Source organism: Phyllobacterium trifolii (genome assembly GCF_014192095.1).
GTDB lineage: Bacteria > Pseudomonadota > Alphaproteobacteria > Rhizobiales > Rhizobiaceae > Phyllobacterium > Phyllobacterium trifolii.
Genome location: NZ_JACHXN010000003.1, coordinates 117257 through 135122, shown reverse-complemented (window position 1 = coordinate 135122; position 17866 = coordinate 117257). Strand labels below are relative to the sequence as shown.

The window sequence follows — 17866 nt, the reverse complement described above, 5'->3', positions numbered from 1 at the left end:
CCTATCTTCTTGTTATCCCGCGATTTTTGAGAAATCCGCGACCGTGTTCGTTGCTGTCCTGATGCGGGAGAGCAACGCCAGACGGTTTGCGCGGATGTCCGGATTGTCGTCGTTAACCAGCACTTTCTCAAAGAATGAATCAACTGGTTCACGCAAAGCGCTAAGTGCGATCATGGCGTCGGAAAAGTCTTCGTTTTGAATCGCTTGCGCCGCCTGGCTCTCAGCTTGATTCACCGCCGCTGAAAGCTCCCGCTCTTCTTCCAGTATGAAAAGCGCGGCGTCGACAACCGGGGAAATCGGGGTTCCCTTCTTTTCCTCGGCGCTTAAGATGTTGGCGGCACGCTTGGTGCCGGCAAGAAGGTTCTTGCCGTCTTCCGTGTTGAGGAAAACCACCAGTGCTTCGACCCGGCGCGCGATCAGCAACAGATTGTCAGCGCCTTCGGTCAGCACCGCGTCGATCAGATCGTGGCGCGCACCGAGTTCGCGAAGGTGTACTTTCAGGCGCTCGTGGAAGAAGCTGAGCAGGTCGAGGAGAATGGGCTGGGACCGCTCGGAAAGCTGGCCGCGTATACGCTTCTCGAAGCCGGAGATGGCGTTGGTGACATCCTCCTCGCCGTCGACGTCGCCAGTATCCTGCGCCGCCTGGTCTTCCTCGAAATGCTGGATGCGCTGTTCGATCTTTTCTTCGCGCAGCTGAATGAACGCCGATTGAAACAATGGCAATAGTTCGATTTTCCATTCGCTGGAAAGAAGCAGGCGAATGACGCCAAGGGCTGCACGTCGCAACGCGAAAGGATCTTTCGAGCCGGTCGGTTTTTCATCGATGGACCAGAAACCGACAAGCGTGTCGAACTTGTCGGCGAGGGCAACGGCGACAGAAACCGGATCGGCTGGCACAAAATCGGAGGGACCTTGCGGCTTGTAGTGTTCCTCGATAGCAGCCGCGACGGAAGGATGCTCCTTCTGCAGCAGCGCATATTTGCGACCCATGCCGCCCTGAAGCTCCGGAAATTCGCCGACAATTTCGGTCGTCAGATCGGCCTTCGCGAGCACGGCGGCGCGCATTGCAAGCGCTGGATCAGCGCCAACCAGGGGGGCGATTTCACGCGCAAGATTCTTGATCCGGGTGACGCGTTCGCCCTGCGTGCCGAGCTTGGCATGGAAGGTAACGTTCAATGCATCGAGCCGCGCCATGCGCTGGTCCAGTGGCTTCTTGAGATCAAGATCGAACTTGATTGCGGCAGGCGCTAGGGTGTGCATATCCGGCAGATCGTGCTGATCGGTATTCCAGAAGTACAGCGCATCGGAAAGGCGCGCACGCACGACCTTGCCATTGCCGTGGGCGATCTCACGGCCGCCATCGGTCGCCTCGATATTGGAGACGAGAATGAACTTGTTGGACAGCCTGTCGCTTTCGCCCTGTTTACGCGTGACGAAGCATTTCTGGTTCGTCTTGATCGTCAGGCGGATGACTTCTGGTGGAATAGCCAGAAATTCTTCCTCAAACTCGCCCATCAGCACAACCGGCCATTCAACCAGGCCCGACACTTCTTCGAGCAGCGCATCATCTTCGACCAGATCGAGACCGGACGCGAATGCGATATTCTGTGCATCCGACAGGATGATTTCCTTGCGGCGGTCCGCGTCCAGAACGACCTTGGCTTTTTCAAGCTTGGCGACGTAGTCGTCGAAACGGCGAACGGTGATCGGTTGGCCGTCGCTCAAAAACCGATGGCCATAGGTGACATTGCCGGCGCGTAACCCATCGATCTCGAAATCGACAACAACGGGTTCTTCGGTTTCGGGACCGAAGGTGCAGGCGATCGATTGCAGCGGACGCACCCAGCGCAGGCTGCCGGGCGTTGACGACGCTTTACCCCAACGCATGGATTTCGGCCAGGGAAACGCGGCTATGATCCTGGGCATGATTTCTGCGATGATCTCTTCAGCGGCGCGGCCGGGCTTGGTCAGATGAGCGACGTAGAAATCGCCCTTCTTTGGATCGGTATGGACGTGCGCTTCGGATATATCGGCAAGGCCTGCAGAGCGCAGGAAGCCTGCAATCGCCTGATCTGGAGCGGTAACGCTCGGGCCCTTGCGATCCTCATGCACGTCCTTGGAACGCGCCGTGAGCCCACGTATGTCCAGCGTCAGACGGCGCGGTGTCCAGTAGTCACCGGCGGCCTCATAGGTGAGACCTGCCTCGACCAAGGCATCGGTCACGAGTTTTTTCAGGTCGCCCGCGGCCTTGCGCTGCATTCGGGCGGGAATTTCTTCCGAGCGAAGTTCGAGCAAAAGATCAGGCATTACACGGACTCGCTTTTAAGATTGACGCCGCCGGCTTCAGTCAGCAGGAAGGCCTCGCCGCATGCCTTGGCGAGGTTGCGGACCCGCAGAATATAGCTCTGGCGCTCGGTCACCGAAATGACACCGCGCGCATCGAGAAGATTGAAGGCGTGCGAGGCCTTGATGCACTGGTCGTAGGCCGGCAGTACCATCTTGTGCAGCGGGCTATTGTCACCCGCCTTGGGGGCACCGGCGCGCAGGAGTGCCTCGCACTCGGCTTCCGCATCCTCGAAATGCCGCAGCAGAATGGCAGTGTTCGCATGCTCGAAATTGTGCCGCGAATACTCCTGCTCGGCTTGCAGGAACACGTCGCCATAGGTCACTTTTTCATCGCCTTCGAGGCCATTGAAGTTCAGGTCGTAGACATTGTCGACGCCCTGCACATACATGGCGAGCCGTTCGAGACCGTAGGTCAATTCGCCAGAAACCGGTGCACACTCGATGCCGCAGACCTGCTGGAAATAGGTGAATTGCGAAACCTCCATGCCGTCGCACCAGCATTCCCAGCCAAGCCCCCAGGCGCCGAGGGTCGGGCTCTCCCAGTCATCCTCGACAAAACGGATATCGTGCAGCAACGAATCAAGACCGATCGCCCGCAGAGAACCGAGATAGAGCTCCTGCAGATTGGGCGGCGATGGCTTCATGATCACCTGGTACTGGTAATAGTGCTGCAAGCGGTTCGGATTTTCACCGTAGCGGCCGTCCTTGGGGCGGCGCGAAGGCTGCACATAGGCTGCCTTCCATGGTTTTGGTCCAAGCGAGCGCAGGGTCGTTGCCGGATGGAACGTGCCGGCGCCGACTTCCATGTCATAGGGCTGCAGGATCACGCAGCCATGCTGGGCCCAGTAATTGTGAAGCGTGAGGATAAGACCCTGAAACGAGCGGGTCGGCTGCATATGATCGGGAAGTGAAGCGGTCACCGCATGGGCCTTTGACAACTAGGAACGGAGTGCACGTCCTAAGACCTGCACTCCAGCCGGTCAAGTAGAACCAAGCAGTCAGCCCTTCTTGTCGGGAGCCGCTGCGGGCGCTGGTGCAACAGGTGGCTTCGGTGCATCGGGGCCATTCTTGGCAACGCCAGGATCCTTGTCATCGGGAAGGCCGTTCTTCAGCTTTTCCTCAATCTTGACCAGGTCTTCCGGTTCGGGCTTGGAATCCCGTGCATGCGCCCATTGGAACGTTGCTTCCAGTTTGCGGCCGGCCCGCCAGTAGGCGTCACCCAGATGGTCGTTGATCGTTGCATCTTCCGCCCGTAACTTCACGGCCTGTTCAAGCTGGGTCACAGCATCATCATAGCGGCCAAGACGGTAGTAGGCCCAGCCAAGGGAATCAACGATGTAGCCGTCCTGTGGACGAGCTGCGACGGCCTTCTTGATCAGATCAAGACCCTGCTCGAGTTTGGTATTCATGTCGATCCACGAATAGCCGAGATAGTTCAGCACCTGCGGCTGATCCGGATAAAGTTCAAGCGCCTTGAGGAAATTCGGCTCGGCCTTGTCCCATTGCTTCAGGCGCTCATAGGCGATCCCGCGTTGATAGAAAATCGTCCAGTCGGTGCGAGTCGGCTCCTTCAGCGCTGCAACAGCTTGATCGTAGGTCTCAGCAGCTTTCTGATAATTCTTGTCTTGCGAATAGATGCTGCCGATCGCGAGATAGGTGCGCATGTCTTCGGGTTGGCTCTTCAGCAGGCCATTGAGGTGCTGGATAGCCTCGTCATTGCGCTTTAGGATCGCCAGATTGATGGCGAGTTGCATCTCGGCATCGCGGCTATAGGGAGAATCCGCAGAAATCTTGCCGAAATAGTCGATCGCCTTGTCTGACTGTTCAAGCTTGGCGCTGATATCGCCGAGTTGGTACAGCGTCGCATCGTGATCTGGGCGAAGTGGCAAGGACATCTGCAAATAGAGCTTCGAGAAAGCTTCGCCGCCATTGCGGTTGATGGCTGTCGCCACCGTATAGAGCACCTCGGCCGCGCCCTGTTGCGGCGTTTGTATTAGTGGTTTTACCGTCTTCCCATCAGCAATCTGCTTGCCGAATTCAGCGAGCACCATGCGGCCGGAAAGCACTTCCGAGGCTTCCTTGACCAAGGCTTGTGCACCGTCCTTATCGCCCGATCGCATCTTGAATGACGCATAGGCTTCGACGAGACGTTCATAGGTGTCGGGTGCTGCCGCAACATTTGTCTTGTCGTCGATCGCGCTCTGGTAGAACGCCGCAGCCTTATCCTTCTGGCCCGCCATATCCGCGATCAGTGCGGAATTGTACGTCTTGAACAGTGTGAAACCTTCCGGCCCCTGCAACTTGTCGATCATCGAAAGCGCTTCGTTCGGCTTGCCAGCGCCCGCCTTGGCCCAAGCGGCAACCAGCCCGGTTATCATGCGATCAAGATCGGACTGGAGCGACAGCATCATCAGGGTATCGACCTGTCGGTATTGTTTCCTGTTGAGAGCGTCGATACCGAGAGCCAGCCGCGAAAACCGTTCGATTTCCGGAACGGCCTTCAGTTCTTCTGCTAACGGCAGTGCTTGCTTGAACTGTCCGTTGGTCAACAGCACCAGCATCAGGCTCTGGCGCAGCTCCGTGTTCTTCGGATCATACGCCAGCGCTTGCCGGTAGAACGAGATTGCGCTGTCGAAATCATTGCTGCGCTCGGCGGTACGCGCGGAAAGGAATGCGCCGGAAAGAGTTCCCGCATTCAACGTTGGTGTGTTGTTGGTCGCGGCCTGAGCGGACGCAGCGCCCACCGTTAACGCAGCGAGCGTTGCGCCCATGACCGAGCCAAGCAATTTACTACGCTGCATAACAAAACCCTCTTTGTGTTCCCGAATTGAGATGATTGTCCGAATCCTCAAGGAAACCATGGCCTTTTTACGGTTTTCGCTCAAGGTTGATCGAATGTTCCGAGTTTTGGGCCTTTACGCAGCGTAAGAACCCATTAATTGACCCGGCTGATGCAGAAGTCGATGACTTCGAGAAGCGCATCCTTCTGCGGCGACTGATCGAGTGGAGCGAGTGCATCCCGGGCGATGCCGCCAAAATGCCGGGCGCGCTGTATTGTATCACTCAATGCACCATAGCGCGTCATCAATCCTTTGGCTTTTTCCAGGCCCTTGTCGTCATTTGCACCGTTTTCCAGCGCGTCTTTCCAGAAAAGCCGCTCTTCGGGTGTTCCGCGCCGGTAGGTGAGCACGACCGGCAGGGTAATCTTGCCCTCCCGGAAATCATCGCCGGTATTCTTGCCCAGATCTTTGGCATTGCCGCCATAATCGAGGGCATCATCGACAAGCTGGAAGGCGAGCCCGAGATTAAGCCCATAGGAGCGGAGCGCCTGGCGGTCGGTCCGCGACGCGCAAGCGATGATCGGTCCGACTTCAGCGGCTGCAGAAAAAAGCGCTGCCGTCTTCGCCTTGATGACGGCAAGATATTCGTCTTCGGTGGTTTCGAGATTTTTTGCAGCCGCAAGCTGCATTACTTCGCCTTCAGCAATCACCGACGCCGAAGTTGCGAGCACATCAAGGGCGTCCAGCGAGCCAACATCGACCATCATCTTGAAAGCCTGGCCCAAGAGAAAATCACCGACCAGAACGCTCGCCTGATTGCCCCAGATCATGCGCGCCGTACGCTTTCCCCGGCGCAGATCGCTTTCGTCGACAACATCGTCGTGCAGCAGTGTCGCCGTGTGCATGAATTCGACGCTGGTCGCGAGCTTGACATGGCCATCGCCATGGTAGCCGAACATGCGGGCAGCAGCGAGCGTGATCATCGGGCGCAAACGCTTGCCGCCGGAAGAGATCAGATGGTTCGCAACCTCCGGAATCATCTCGACGTCAGAGCCGGCTTTCGACAGGATGAGTTCGTTGACGCGGGCCATATCGGCGCCCGTCAAATCAATCAGCGGCTGTACCGATCCGGTATTGTTTTTCTTATCGTCAAGACTGACAACGACGCCCAAAACGAAACTCCCTGCGGTTCTGGCCTGATGCGGCGACACCTTATTTTGACAGCCTGTAACCCGCAAGCGGCGAATTGGCGCGCAAAATTTGTACTAGTGGAACGAATTTGACATTTGAGTCCTGCGGGGCAGCAATGCTCATGCTCAAATGTCAAATTCAAGGTTCCACTAGAAACCAATAACTTGCTAGTGGTCCTTTGATTCTGGCATTCGCAAAGAGCGTCCTGCAAAAATGGGATGCGAATGTCAGAATCGGACCACTAGGGTGACAAATTCGTGATAAGGCCATGCACTGCTTCATACAATCAGGGGGAAGCGCTTTTCGCTACCCCGCAACGGTAGTCAAAATGATTGAAATACTGCGCACAAATGATCCGGTTTTAATCTCTTTTGTCGAATCATTGCTGAAGGAAGCGAAGATAAACCACTTCGTTGCCGATTCGAACATGAGCATTCTCGAGGGTTCACTTGGTATTCTTGGACGCCGCATCATGGTTGATGGCGATCGTGAAAAAGAAGTGCGGCAATTGCTGATAGACGCCGGTATCGAACAGGAGCTTCGCGACTGACTTATGCTCGCCGATGCCTCACAGACGAAGGACGCGTTTCATCGCGGCAGATTTTACCTGTTGCAACCCGCTGCAAAAGGGCACCGTTCCGGTGTGGACGCGATGATTCTCGCCAGCATGGTGCCGACTGATTTTACCGGGCGGGTCGCCGATCTTGGCGCCGGTGCCGGTGCCGCAGGCCTTGCGGTGCTCTCCCGCTGCAATGGCTCAACTGCCGTCTTGATCGAACGATCGGATTTCATGGCTGACTTTGCGCGCAGTTCGCTGGCGTTGCCTGAAAACGGCGCATTTTCCGGCCGCGCCGAGGTACTTCAGGCGGACGTAACGTTGACAGGCAAGACCCGTAATGCCGCCGGACTTGTCGACAACAGCTTTGATTTCGCCATCATGAACCCACCCTTCAACCAGCCTAGCGACCGTGCGACGCCCGATCCGGTAAAGGCGGAGGCGCATGTCATGACCAAGGACATGATGGAAAAATGGGTGAGGACGGCGGCGGCCATCGTGAAGCCCGGCGGATCGATCGGGATCATCGCGCGGCCAACATCGATAACGGATTTGCTCGATGCGCTTGAGGGACGCTTTGGCGGGCTGACCATCGTTCCCGTGCAGCCAAGACCGCAGGACGCCGCCATTCGCATCGTCATAAAGGGTATCAGGGGAAGCCGCGCGGGACTCTCGCTCTATCCTGCCCTTGTCTTGCACCATGAAACCGGAAATGCATTCACCGAGCGGGCAATTGCCATCAATAATGGATTGGCGTCGCTTTTTTAGACTTTGATCCCATTGTGATTTCCTGCATGTGGCCTACATGGTTCTGACAACACATAGCCACAGGAGACACGCTTGGCTCGATTTATCCGGAAACTATTGCCCCGTCGCTGGCGTCCCGACTATCAGGAAATTCCGGTTGTTCGCCTACACGGCGTGATCATGTCCGGCGGCGGTCCCTTCCGGCAAAATCTCTCGCTTGCGTCGACGGCAGCTGTCCTGGAGAAGGCTTTTGCAGAAAAAGACGCACCCGCAGTGGCAATCTCCATCAATTCCCCGGGTGGATCGCCGGTTCAATCGCGTCTGATCTACCGGCGCATTCGCGATCTGGCCACGGAGAAGAACAAGAAGGTCTACATGTTCGTCGAGGATGTTGCGGCCTCGGGAGGCTATATGATCGCTGTAGCCGGCGATGAAATCATAGCCGATCCCTCCTCCATCGTCGGCTCCATTGGCGTGGTCTCGGCAAGTTTCGGATTCACCGAACTCATCAAGAAAATCGGTGTTGAACGCCGGGTACATACAGCGGGAAAGAACAAGGCAACGCTTGATCCGTTCCGGCCCGAAAACAAGGAAGATATCGAGCATTTGAAGGCTCTTCAGCTCGAAATCCACGAGACGTTCATCAATCTCGTCAAGGAGCGGCGGGGAGAGAAACTGAGCGACAATCCCGACTTGTTCACAGGTCTCTTCTGGACAGGATCGCGGGGCGTTGAACTTGGACTTGTCGATGGTCTTGGCGATATAAGATCTTATCTGCAGTCACAATACGGCCCAAAGACCCGGCTAAAATTGATCACGCAGCCACGGGGCATGTTCGGACGCAAGATTCCGTCTACCGAAACCAGAATTGAGGCGCTTGGAGCCAATCTGGCCAATGGTGTAGTCAGCGCTGCCGAGGAACGGGCGCTTTGGTCGCGATTTGGGCTATGATCTGAGCGCCGCGAATTTTGGCAAGCCCGCAGTGGCGTGCTATTAATACTCAGAACATCTGGTTTTCGAGGTTGGGACGATGCCACAATTGATCTTTTTCGCTCTGGTCGGCTGTGCTGCCTTTTACGGCTATCGCTCGTTCAAGAAAGAGGCGCAGCGCGTTTCAGAGCGGGTTCGCGAAGCGGAAAAAGAAGTGCAGAATCGTGCGCAAGGAACATTGGTGCAGGATCCCGAGACGGGCGAATACCGTTTGCGCAAAGACTGATTTCAAATGCTGGACAGTGTAGAGCGTACGATCAGCTTGATCGCCCCGGCCAAGATCAATCTTGCCCTGCATGTTACTGGGCGCAGGGATGACGGCTATCATCTGCTCGACAGCCTGGTTGTGTTTGCGCATGTCGGCGACAAGGTGAGCGTGAAGCGAGCGCCGGTCGATTCCTTCGAAGTGTCAGGTCCCTTTGGACGAACTTTGCCCGATGACGAAACCAACCTCGTACTCAAGGCAAGGAACGCTCTGCGCGCCCGGTTTCCCGAAAAGGCAGCTCTTCCTGTTGCTATTCATCTTGAAAAACGCCTTCCGATCGCTTCCGGTATCGGCGGCGGTTCGAGCGATGCCGCAGCCACTTTGCGGGCGCTGACAGCGCTCTGGGGTATCGAAACGGACGAACTGGCTGCAATCGGTCTGACCTTGGGCGCTGATGTCCCCATGTGTCTGTATGGCCAGCCATTGATTGCACGAGGCATCGGCGAGGAAATCGAAGGTATCGACGACTTTCCGCATTTGCCGATGGTCCTCGTCAATAGTGGTGTAGCAACCTCAACCCCTCAAGTCTTTTCGGCGCTTGCAAAGCGGGACAACCAGTCTCTTCCCAACCTGCCCAAGCTCTCCAGCGTGCACGATGTCTGCAACTATCTCAGGCAGACCGACAACCATCTCTTTTCAGCGGCTGAAATGCTCACTCCGGCAATCGGCGATGTTATGACGGCGTTGCGTAACACCGATCCTCGACTGGTGCGCATGTCCGGTTCCGGCGGTACCTGTTTTGCAATTTACGGCAGCGACCAAGAGGCCGAAGCTGCGGCAGCGGCGCTCAAGCGGGCTCAGCCGGGTTGGTTCGTTGTTGCCACACACAATGGCATGGAAAGGAGCTGAGCTTGGCCCGGATCGATGAGACACGACCGTTTGTACCGGTCAAGATCGCCGTCCTGACGGTTTCCGATACCCGCACGCTCGAAGATGACAAATCGGGAACCACATTGTCCGAGAGGCTTCTCGCCGCAGGTCATATATTGGCAGAGCGCACCATCGTTACCGATGACGCCGAGAAAATTCGAGATCGCGTGCTTTCATGGTCAAAAGACCCGCAAATCGACGTGATCATCACCACCGGCGGCACCGGTTTTACCGGCCGCGATGTTACTCCGGAAGCGCTCGAGCCGATCTTTGAAAAGCGCATGGACGGCTTTTCCGAAGTGTTCCACCGCATTTCCTACGACAAGATCGGCACTTCGACGATTCAATCACGGGCAACCGGCGGCGTCGTCAATGCGACCTTCGTTTTCGTTCTGCCCGGTTCGCCCGGCGCCTGTAGAGACGCTTGGGATAATATTCTGCAGTACCAGCTGGATTACCGGCACATGCCGTGTAATTTCGTCGAGATCATGCCGCGGCTGGATGAACATCTGACGCGCGGCGGCAAGGGCTAGGACTTCGTTGACGGGGCCGGAATAATCTCCGCGCGAAGCCGTTTCATCGCAAGCCCACGCGCGATATCGGCCGCCTTCTTTCCTGGACTGAACAATGCCATTGATTGGCGCTTCGAAATGAGCAACCCATCTGCCAACGGGTTGCCAGGAGAGAATACGCGGCTCAGAAACGGCCTGCGATGAGTGTGCGAGCGGGTAAAGCAAGCAGGCCCTTGCATGCGCTCTACATGTACTGCCGCGGGCTCCATCCAACCATCCAGAAGTCGCGCGCCAGGCTCGAGAAACAGAAACCATTCGCTACGCGCCCGCCTGAAACCATCGATCAAAGTCTGGTCCTGCAGAAAGATGCATCCGGCAGCATCGGCAACACGATGGGTCTGATCGACAGAGCCCTGATCGATGATGATCACATCGCTCAAAATGCCTTCCACGGCGCCGCCGACCAGACCGCTGAGCGTCCTCGCCAAAGCCTCATCCGAATTTTGGGTTTCAATCAGGACGGAAATCATCAGGAGCCAATATAGTATTATTATAAGAAATTCCATCACTCCTTTCGGCGAAGATTGTTCTTGATTTGTTCTCAAAGTTTGCTAGGAATAGATTCATGTTGCGGCTATGACGAGCGACTCGTTTCGCTCCCTGCCAAAGGAGACAAGGCAAATGAACATTGTGGTGCAAGCAGACAAGGCTGCCTTTGGTCAGGGCCGTGCACAACATGCGAACGCGTTGATCGAGGAAGCTGGCCTGCGGGTTGACCATCAACGGCGGCGCGGCCGCGGAGCCGGTATCAATCCAACCGGCAGGTTCGAAGCAGAAACCCGTCATGTTTACGATGATGGCTGGGAAACCATCGAGGATCTGCCACCTTTCAAGACCGAAGTGCAGGTGGAAAAACCGCGCACGATCATTACCCGCAACGACTCGCCGGATATCAGTTTCGACCGTTCGATCAATCCCTATCGCGGCTGCGAGCACGGGTGCATCTATTGTTTCGCCCGCCCGACCCACACCTATATGGGTCTTTCGGCAGGGTTGGATTTTGAATCCAAGCTGTTTGCCAAGCCCGATGCAGCGAAGATGCTGGACAAGGAATTGTCCAAGCCCGGCTATACGGCAAAGACGATTGCGATCGGCACGAACACCGATCCGTATCAGCCTGTGGAAAAGAAATGGCGTATCATGCGGGACATTCTGCAGGTGCTGGAGGCGCATCAACATCCCGTTGGAATCGTTACAAAATCCGCGTTGGTTGTGCGGGATCAGGACATTCTTGCGCGCATGGCCGAGAAAGGCCTCGCCAAGGTAGCGCTTTCGGTGACATCGCTCGATGGCAAGCTTGCGCGTACGATGGAGCCTCGCGCCTCGACCCCGACGCGGCGTTTGCAAGCGCTTCGCAGTCTCTCGGATGCCGGTATTCCAGTAAGCGTGATGGTTGCCCCGATCATTCCCGGCCTCAATGATCATGAGATCGAACGTATTCTCGATAGTGCCCACGCCATGGGCGCCAGGGAGGCTGGCTATGTGCTCTTACGCCTGCCGCTGGAGGTCAGTCCGATCTTCAAAGACTGGCTGCTACGCAATTATCCGGACCGCTATCGGCACGTTCTGTCGCTTGTCCGGTCAATGCGAGGTGGCAAGGATTACGATGCGGAATGGGGTAAACGCATGCGCGGTGAAGGACCCTATGCCTGGCAGATCGGCAGGCGATTTGAGATAGCTGCCAAGCGGCTCGGCATCAATGTGGACAAGCGCCGGCTGCGTACGGACTTGTTCGAAGCCACCCCCGGAAGCGAACAATTGTCACTGCTATAAGCCGGTACGCGAAGTCCAAAAAAATCCCACGAGAGATTGTTCATTGAATCAATAACTTGCTTCCGTCAGGCAGCCCCCCATCGAGCCTGACGTGACCCTGGCGTCCGCCCCATCTGCGCCAGGGGACTTGCAGAGAATCAGAGCGAATGCGAGGCTCGTCGCAACATGGCTCGATCGCGTTCTGATTCTCTGCTTCTTCCTATCGAACCTGGCAAACCGGATTTTGCCAGCGAGCGAAAGCTTATGCGTAGCGGGATTGAGCTTATCGCCGGTATAGACGAGGCTGGACGCGGGCCGCTGGCAGGACCAGTGGTAGCCGCCGCGGTCATTTTGAACCCCAAGAAAATTCCCAAAGGCCTTGACGATTCGAAACGGCTGACACCGCAGCGCCGCGAGGAACTGTTTGATATTATTACGGAAACGGCGCTCGCCTGTGCGGTGTCGAGCATCTCCGCGCCGGTTATCGATGCAACCGATATTCTGAAAGCCGCGCTTGAGGCGATGCGCCGGGCTGTGTGCGGTCTGGCAATCCTTCCGGGTCATGCGCTCATCGACGGGCGCGACGTGGCCCCAGGGCTTCCCTGCCCGGCGACGGCGCTGATCAAGGGCGATCAACGTTCCGTATCGATCGCGGCGGCCTCCATCCTCGCCAAGGTGACACGCGACCGGATGATGTCACAGACCGGCAAATACTTTCCGCTTTATGGTCTGGAAATGCACGCCGGATATGGGACGGAGTTCCATCGCAATGCCATGCAGGAGCATGGTCCGGTGGTCGGCCTGCACCGCTTCAGCTTTTCGCCGCTGAAAGAGCGCCAAGCCTAGGGCCTGTCGGTATTCACACTCTGACGTGACGGAAATGGCGTTCTTCTGCGCTCTGGTGCCCACGTACCAAAATGTACGCTGCGCTCCGATGCTCGAAGAACGCCATTTCCGTCACGTCAGAGCGTGAATCTCAACAGCCCTGGCATTTCAACCCGACACCACCAAATTTCCCTCATCGGTTGAAATTCTTGAGCCAGAATCGAACTTTCTTGCATCGGAATCGCGAACTCTTGTGCGAGATTCAAGGATTCCTGCGTAAAATATCTACGGGATTCAGATCAAAGTGAGAATTAAAAAGAAAGCCGCCTTTCGGCGGCTTCGTGAACGTTCGAAGTTCCCGTTCTTGGCTTTAGTTGAGGCGGGATTTTACCTCAGTCAGCGATGACTTGAAGAAGTCAGCCGATGTCTTGGCGTCCACCTTCTTGCCAAGAATATGGCTGGCCGCGGCGACAGCGATATCGACGGCCGACGCCCGAACTTCGTTGACGGCTTCGGTCTCGGCCTGAGCGATCTTCTGCTCGGCGAGCTTCTTGCGGCGCGCCACATATTCCTCGGTTTTCTGTTTGGCTTCCTCGAGAAGGCCATGCGCTTCACGCTCGGCAGCAGCGACGATCTCGCCCGCTTCCTTTTCGGCTTCCTTACGCTTGCGCTGGAATTCCGCCAGCAGGGATTGCGCTTCCTCGCGCAGGCGGCGGGCCTCTTCAAGCTCGTCGCGAATTTTATCAGCGCGACCGTCCAGCGATTTGTTAACGACTGCCGGAACCTTGAGATAGATCATCAGCGCCAGGAAGATGACCAGACCGACCAAGGCATAGAATGTTGCGTCGAATTCCATTGTGGTTCTCCTCAGCCCCGAACAGCTTTGACCGCGGCGGATATGCTTGCCTTGTCGATGCTACCGCCGAGGATCTTCTTGACGATCTCGCTTGCAGTATCTTCAGCAATCGTACCGACTTCCTTCATCGCCTTGTCCTTGATGGCGGCAATGCTGGCTTCGGCGTCGCTCAATTTTTTCTCGAGAGCAGCCGAAATGTCCGCCTGTTCGGCATCGGCTTTTGCCTTGGCTTCATCGCGGGCGGTCTGAGCAATGCCACCGGCCTTCTTCTTGGCGTCGGCCAGTTCCTGCTCGTAGGCAGCAAAGGCATCATCCGAGTCCTGCTTCATGCGAGCAGCCTGATCGAGATCGGTCGCGATGCGATCACGACGGGTTTCGATGATACCACCGATGCGTGGCAGAACCACCCGCGACAAGAACAGGTAAAATGCGGCAAATGTCACCGCCAGCCAGAGAATCTGCGATGCAAAATGGCTGGAGTCGAAGGGTGGGAAAACACCTTGCTGATGCGGCACACCGGTCTCAGTGTGCGTCTCGGCGGCGTGGGCGTCAGGCGTCGCGCCCGGTACAGCCGCTTCGGGTGTACCATGCGTATCGGTCTGAGCGACTGTTTCCGTTGTGGATGCGGCGTTTGCCGAAGACACAAACATATATAATCCCCTTGAAGTCGGGCGTTTCCCAAATCAGCAAACATGGTTTGCTGCAGATAAGAAACTGGCCACGCAAAGCGCAGCCAGTATCAAGCGCCGTTCAGATTAAACAGCGAAGAGAAGCAGAAGAGCGATGAGCAGCGAGAAGATGCCCAAAGCTTCGGTAACGGCGAAGCCGAATACCAGACGGCCGAACTGGCCATCAGCTGCTGAAGGGTTGCGCAACGCACCGGAGAGATAGCTGCCGAAAATATTGCCGAGGCCGAGGGCCGTTCCGGCCATACCAAAACAGGCAAGACCTGCACCGATGTACTTTGCTGCTACCGGATCCATATTAAACTCCTTTTAGATCGATTCATCATTGATAGATTGCGTTTGGCGGAACTCCGCCGGTGAAGTCTTTTTTAGTGACCGCCGGGATGGACTGCGTCGTTCAGATACATGCAGGTCAGCACGGTGAAGACGTAGGCCTGAAGGAAAGCCACCAAAAATTCGAGACCGGTCAGCGCCACTGTCATCGCAAGCGGCAGCACGGCTCCGCCTATACCGAGCGCACCGAGAGCGCTCAAGGAAGCGACGAAACCAGCAAACACTTTCAGCGTGATGTGGCCAGCAAGCATGTTGGCGAAAAGACGAACCGAAAGGCTGATCGGACGGGAAAGGAACGAGATGATCTCGATCGGCACCACCAGCAAAAGCAGCGGCGCGGGTACGCCGGACGGAATGAACACGCCGAGAAACTTGAAGCCATGCTTGGCAAAACCATAGGCAAGCACGGTACCGATCACCAGAAGAGCAAGCGCAAAGGTGACGATGATCTGGCTGGTGACTGTGAAGAAATAAGGAAACATGCCAAGCATGTTGGCAACGAGCACGAACATGAACAGCGAGAAAACGAACGGGAAGAACTTCATTCCGGCGTTGCCTGCCGATTCGCGCAAGGTCGAGGCGACGAATTCATAGGCCATTTCCGAAATGGATTGCAGGCGGGTTGGAATGAGACCGCGATTGGAGGAGGTCAGATAGAGAAATGCCGATGCAACGCCAACCGTTGCAACCATGAAGGCAGACGAATTGGTGAAGGATAGATCAATTCCACCCAGATCAATGGGAATCCACTTGGTGATATGGAATTGATGAATCGGATCGTTGGACACTGTAACCTCGTCTCTCTCGCATCATTCCCGCAAGCATCAGCCCGCAAGGCTATTCCGGTTTGTCGCGCTCGGCATCCTTGATGGACTGCAGACCGCGGTTTTCCGCCACACGTCCCGCAGAGCGCAGGATATTCAGCGTTCCAGCACAAAAACCAAGGAGGAGCAGAATGATAAGCCCCCAAGGTGAAGTACCCAAAAATCGGTCAGCTAACCAGCCCAACCCCGCACCAACCAGAACGCCGGCGATAAACTCGCTCGACAGCTTCATGGCCTGTGCGACACCGGAGGCGGTTTCCGTCCCCTTGTCGTCTGAACCGGATTTTCGCGCTGCGCCTCTAGAAGCAAGTTTTGCTCCCAAAGCACGACGACGGCTCTCCAGTTCCTCCGAAGTCAGCATCTTCCCGGCACCCGGCGTGCTACCGACAGAACCTGACTTATCGGGATCCTTACCCGTGGCCAATGGCATGTCCTTTACACGCTGAATGCGAGGCTTCACCCCCGCTTCGAAGTCGCGCGCAACATATTGTTACGGTCCACGCTAGTCAAGGCGCATACCCGAGACTCTCAAGGGTAATTTTCGTGGTGAAATTCAATATGTTAGCCAAATATGACTATATGTCTCACCTCTTGATCGAAGTTTTGCGGCCGAATCCCCGCCAATCGCGCTGATGTAGGGCGTTTGAACGAACCCCGAGAGCCGACAATTTCAGATGTCGCACAGCCTGGTTCAACCCTGCGTTTCTTGCGGGGCGCATTTTTCCAAACGTAAATGAAAAGCGGACAGCGTCATGCGATTTGAGGGCTAAAGCAGGAAGCGCCGAGCCAGCCGGCGCATCGAAGGGATGGCCGCTTCGACCTTTGGGCAAAGGCCCTGCCCTCAAATCTGGAGGTGAGCGATGTGGTTTAAACCGCTGAGCGTCACCCTGACAATGAAAAGAACCCGGACAGGCTGGCAAGTCGTGCTCCGGGTTCAATTCAAATGATCAGGAACGGGGGACGGGCGAAAGCTCGTTCCCCACTCCAGAAGCAATATAGCAGCTTTCCCGTTGTTTCCAAGCGTGCGACGATCAAATCCAGCCGCCGCCGTAGGTGCGATAAAAGATGTGCTGGCCGATCCTGTCGATGCGCTTCATCGTATGCGCCCACATCGCCCGGACGTAGACTGCGTGATAATGCGTGGCTGAGCCAATCTCTGGCAGGAAAATCCGCCCCGATGTGACGGCCATGGCGACTTCCTGCGCAACTTTCCATTGCTTGGGCTCGGTTACATTGAGTTTGCGACCTTCGCAGGCAAAGGAAAACTGGCAACGATTGATCCAGTCATCGTTCTGGTAGACGACCTTGCAAATGGTTTTCGGATAGGCCGGATTGCGCACGCGATTGAGAATGACCTGCGCCACGGCCGCCTGGCCTTTGACGCTTTCACTCCTCGCTTCAAAATAAATGGCGGTTGCCAAGCATTTCTGTTCTTCCTTGGTGAATACGACGGGGGGCAAGGGCGTCGCAAGCCAATCATGGTCGCCGGCGCCGAGCTGCGGAATAAAGCGGCCCGGGAGTTTCGGCTCATTCAAGATTGTGTCGAACGGAGATGTTTTGGAATAATCCGGAGCTGCAGGCGCATAACCGAGTGCCAGGACATCTGGCTGATTGTTGTTGACGAGGTTTGCCAGCATCGGCGGCAAATCCGGTTCAGGCTTGTCAGGGACACGGTTGTGGAACGCGAGCGCGATCTCGAATTCCTTGCCGGCAATCTTCGGTTTGGCAAATGCCATCTCGACCTCAACGCCATGGGTCGGGCGAATCAGCATGCTTTGGCGCTGCAGGATAGAACCGGCGCTGAAGGCCTTGGGCGGCGTTTTTTTAGAGATTGTGACGATGCGTCCCTGTTTTTCAGCACGATTGATACGATCTTCGTCCGGTGTCGCGCCAGGTGCTTTCTGCGAGCCATTGATGACGATCGGGCCAATACCGGGCGCATTGATACCACTCGCGGGAATGCCGGACGTGATCGCTTTTTCGTCAACGAAGGACATGTTGGCCTTCTGGATGGAGCCGGCCGGAGATTTTTCCAGATAGGAAGTCCAGCGGCCTTGCCCGGACTCAGAACCGGACAGCATGCTAGCCATGTCCTGATAGGCAGTGACGGTCGGGGAGAGCAAGTAAATCGCCGCTCCGATGACCAGTGGACCAATGATATTCCGATCTGTCCGGGTCTTCAGCTGGGAACACGCCCGCAACAATCCAGAGAAACGCACGCCGATACCCCACTCACAACCGAACAATTCTGGTCGTAAAAATGAAGCATTAAC

Annotated in this window: 19 protein-coding genes; 8 read left to right on the top strand and 11 right to left on the bottom strand. The window is 56.3% G+C overall.

From position 1 onward, the window contains the following. Positions 1-12 precede the first annotated feature (12 nt). From glyS to FHS21_RS05635, 4 genes are all read right to left on the bottom strand, one after another. Positions 13-2307: a glycine--tRNA ligase subunit beta gene (gene glyS, locus FHS21_RS05650; RefSeq protein WP_112551893.1), complete on the bottom strand. Its 2295-nt coding sequence runs from the start codon at positions 2305-2307 to the stop codon at positions 13-15. Then, positions 2307-3242 (bottom strand): glycine--tRNA ligase subunit alpha, encoded by a 936-nt coding sequence (locus FHS21_RS05645; protein ID WP_210283393.1) that lies wholly within the window; start codon positions 3240-3242, stop codon positions 2307-2309. Before FHS21_RS05645 ends, glyS begins: the two co-directional genes overlap by 1 nt. Before the next feature lie 102 nt (positions 3243-3344). Beyond that, positions 3345-5147, bottom strand: a complete 1803-nt coding sequence (locus FHS21_RS05640) for a tetratricopeptide repeat protein (protein ID WP_112526317.1) — start codon at positions 5145-5147, stop codon at positions 3345-3347. 134 nt (positions 5148-5281) lie between these two features. Beyond that, positions 5282-6298 (bottom strand): polyprenyl synthetase family protein, encoded by a 1017-nt coding sequence (locus FHS21_RS05635; protein WP_112525792.1) that lies wholly within the window; start codon positions 6296-6298, stop codon positions 5282-5284. Between the two features lie 347 nt (positions 6299-6645). Between FHS21_RS05635 and FHS21_RS05630 the strand changes: the two genes are divergently transcribed. The 6 genes from FHS21_RS05630 to moaB all read left to right on the top strand — a co-directional run bounded on the left by FHS21_RS05630 (position 6646) and on the right by moaB (position 10278). Continuing rightward, complete coding sequence (locus FHS21_RS05630) at positions 6646-6867, top strand: putative signal transducing protein (RefSeq protein ID WP_112525794.1); 222 nt, start codon at positions 6646-6648, stop codon at positions 6865-6867. Between the two features lie 3 nt (positions 6868-6870). Further along, entirely contained in the window at positions 6871-7641 is a 771-nt protein-coding gene (locus FHS21_RS05625) for a tRNA1(Val) (adenine(37)-N6)-methyltransferase (RefSeq protein WP_112525796.1), read from the top strand. A gap of 72 nt (positions 7642-7713) precedes the next feature. Then, the gene (locus FHS21_RS05620; protein WP_112525798.1) at positions 7714-8571 is read left to right on the top strand and encodes a S49 family peptidase; all 858 of its coding nucleotides are present in this window, start codon (positions 7714-7716) and stop codon (positions 8569-8571) included. A gap of 79 nt (positions 8572-8650) precedes the next feature. Then, positions 8651-8836 (top strand): hypothetical protein, encoded by a 186-nt coding sequence (locus tag FHS21_RS05615; protein ID WP_112525800.1) that lies wholly within the window; start codon positions 8651-8653, stop codon positions 8834-8836. 6 nt (positions 8837-8842) lie between these two features. After that, a complete protein-coding gene (locus FHS21_RS05610) occupies positions 8843-9724 on the top strand; it encodes a 4-(cytidine 5'-diphospho)-2-C-methyl-D-erythritol kinase (protein WP_112525802.1) in 882 nt (293 codons plus the stop codon). Positions 9725-9726: 2 nt separating this feature from the next. Continuing rightward, positions 9727-10278: a molybdenum cofactor biosynthesis protein B gene (gene moaB, locus FHS21_RS05605; protein ID WP_112525804.1), complete on the top strand. Its 552-nt coding sequence runs from the start codon at positions 9727-9729 to the stop codon at positions 10276-10278. Here moaB and FHS21_RS05600 read toward each other — a convergent pair. Continuing rightward, positions 10275-10823: a glycosyltransferase family protein gene (locus tag FHS21_RS05600; protein ID WP_112525806.1), complete on the bottom strand. Its 549-nt coding sequence runs from the start codon at positions 10821-10823 to the stop codon at positions 10275-10277. The genes moaB and FHS21_RS05600 overlap by 4 nt on opposite strands. Positions 10824-10938: 115 nt before the next feature. On the opposite strand from FHS21_RS05600, the gene FHS21_RS05595 reads away from it, so the two are divergent. Further along, on the top strand, positions 10939-12090 hold the full coding sequence (locus FHS21_RS05595; protein ID WP_112551892.1) for a PA0069 family radical SAM protein: 1152 nt from the start codon (positions 10939-10941) through the stop codon (positions 12088-12090). Positions 12091-12255: 165 nt separating this feature from the next. Continuing rightward, positions 12256-12915 carry a ribonuclease HII gene (rnhB, locus tag FHS21_RS05590; protein ID WP_112525810.1) on the top strand — a complete coding sequence of 220 codons (660 nt, stop codon included), beginning with the start codon at positions 12256-12258 and terminating at the stop codon, positions 12913-12915. 349 nt (positions 12916-13264) lie between these two features. Here the strand turns inward: rnhB and FHS21_RS05585 are convergent, their stop codons facing one another. The 6 genes from FHS21_RS05585 to FHS21_RS05560 all read right to left on the bottom strand — a co-directional run bounded on the left by FHS21_RS05585 (position 13265) and on the right by FHS21_RS05560 (position 17683). Beyond that, entirely contained in the window at positions 13265-13750 is a 486-nt protein-coding gene (locus FHS21_RS05585; protein ID WP_112525812.1) for a F0F1 ATP synthase subunit B, read from the bottom strand. An 11-nt stretch (positions 13751-13761) separates the two neighbouring features. Next, positions 13762-14400, bottom strand: coding sequence for a F0F1 ATP synthase subunit B (locus FHS21_RS05580; protein WP_112525814.1), 639 nt, complete (start codon positions 14398-14400; stop codon positions 13762-13764). 105 nt (positions 14401-14505) lie between these two features. Then, entirely contained in the window at positions 14506-14733 is a 228-nt protein-coding gene (locus FHS21_RS05575; protein ID WP_008125314.1) for a F0F1 ATP synthase subunit C, read from the bottom strand. Between the two features lie 71 nt (positions 14734-14804). Further along, positions 14805-15557 (bottom strand): F0F1 ATP synthase subunit A, encoded by a 753-nt coding sequence (locus FHS21_RS05570; protein WP_112525816.1) that lies wholly within the window; start codon positions 15555-15557, stop codon positions 14805-14807. Positions 15558-15606: 49 nt separating this feature from the next. Continuing rightward, positions 15607-16017, bottom strand: coding sequence for an AtpZ/AtpI family protein (locus tag FHS21_RS05565; protein WP_112526319.1), 411 nt, complete (start codon positions 16015-16017; stop codon positions 15607-15609). Between the two features lie 607 nt (positions 16018-16624). Next, the gene (locus FHS21_RS05560; RefSeq protein ID WP_312879848.1) at positions 16625-17683 is read right to left on the bottom strand and encodes a cell wall hydrolase; all 1059 of its coding nucleotides are present in this window, start codon (positions 17681-17683) and stop codon (positions 16625-16627) included. Positions 17684-17866 lie beyond the last annotated feature (183 nt).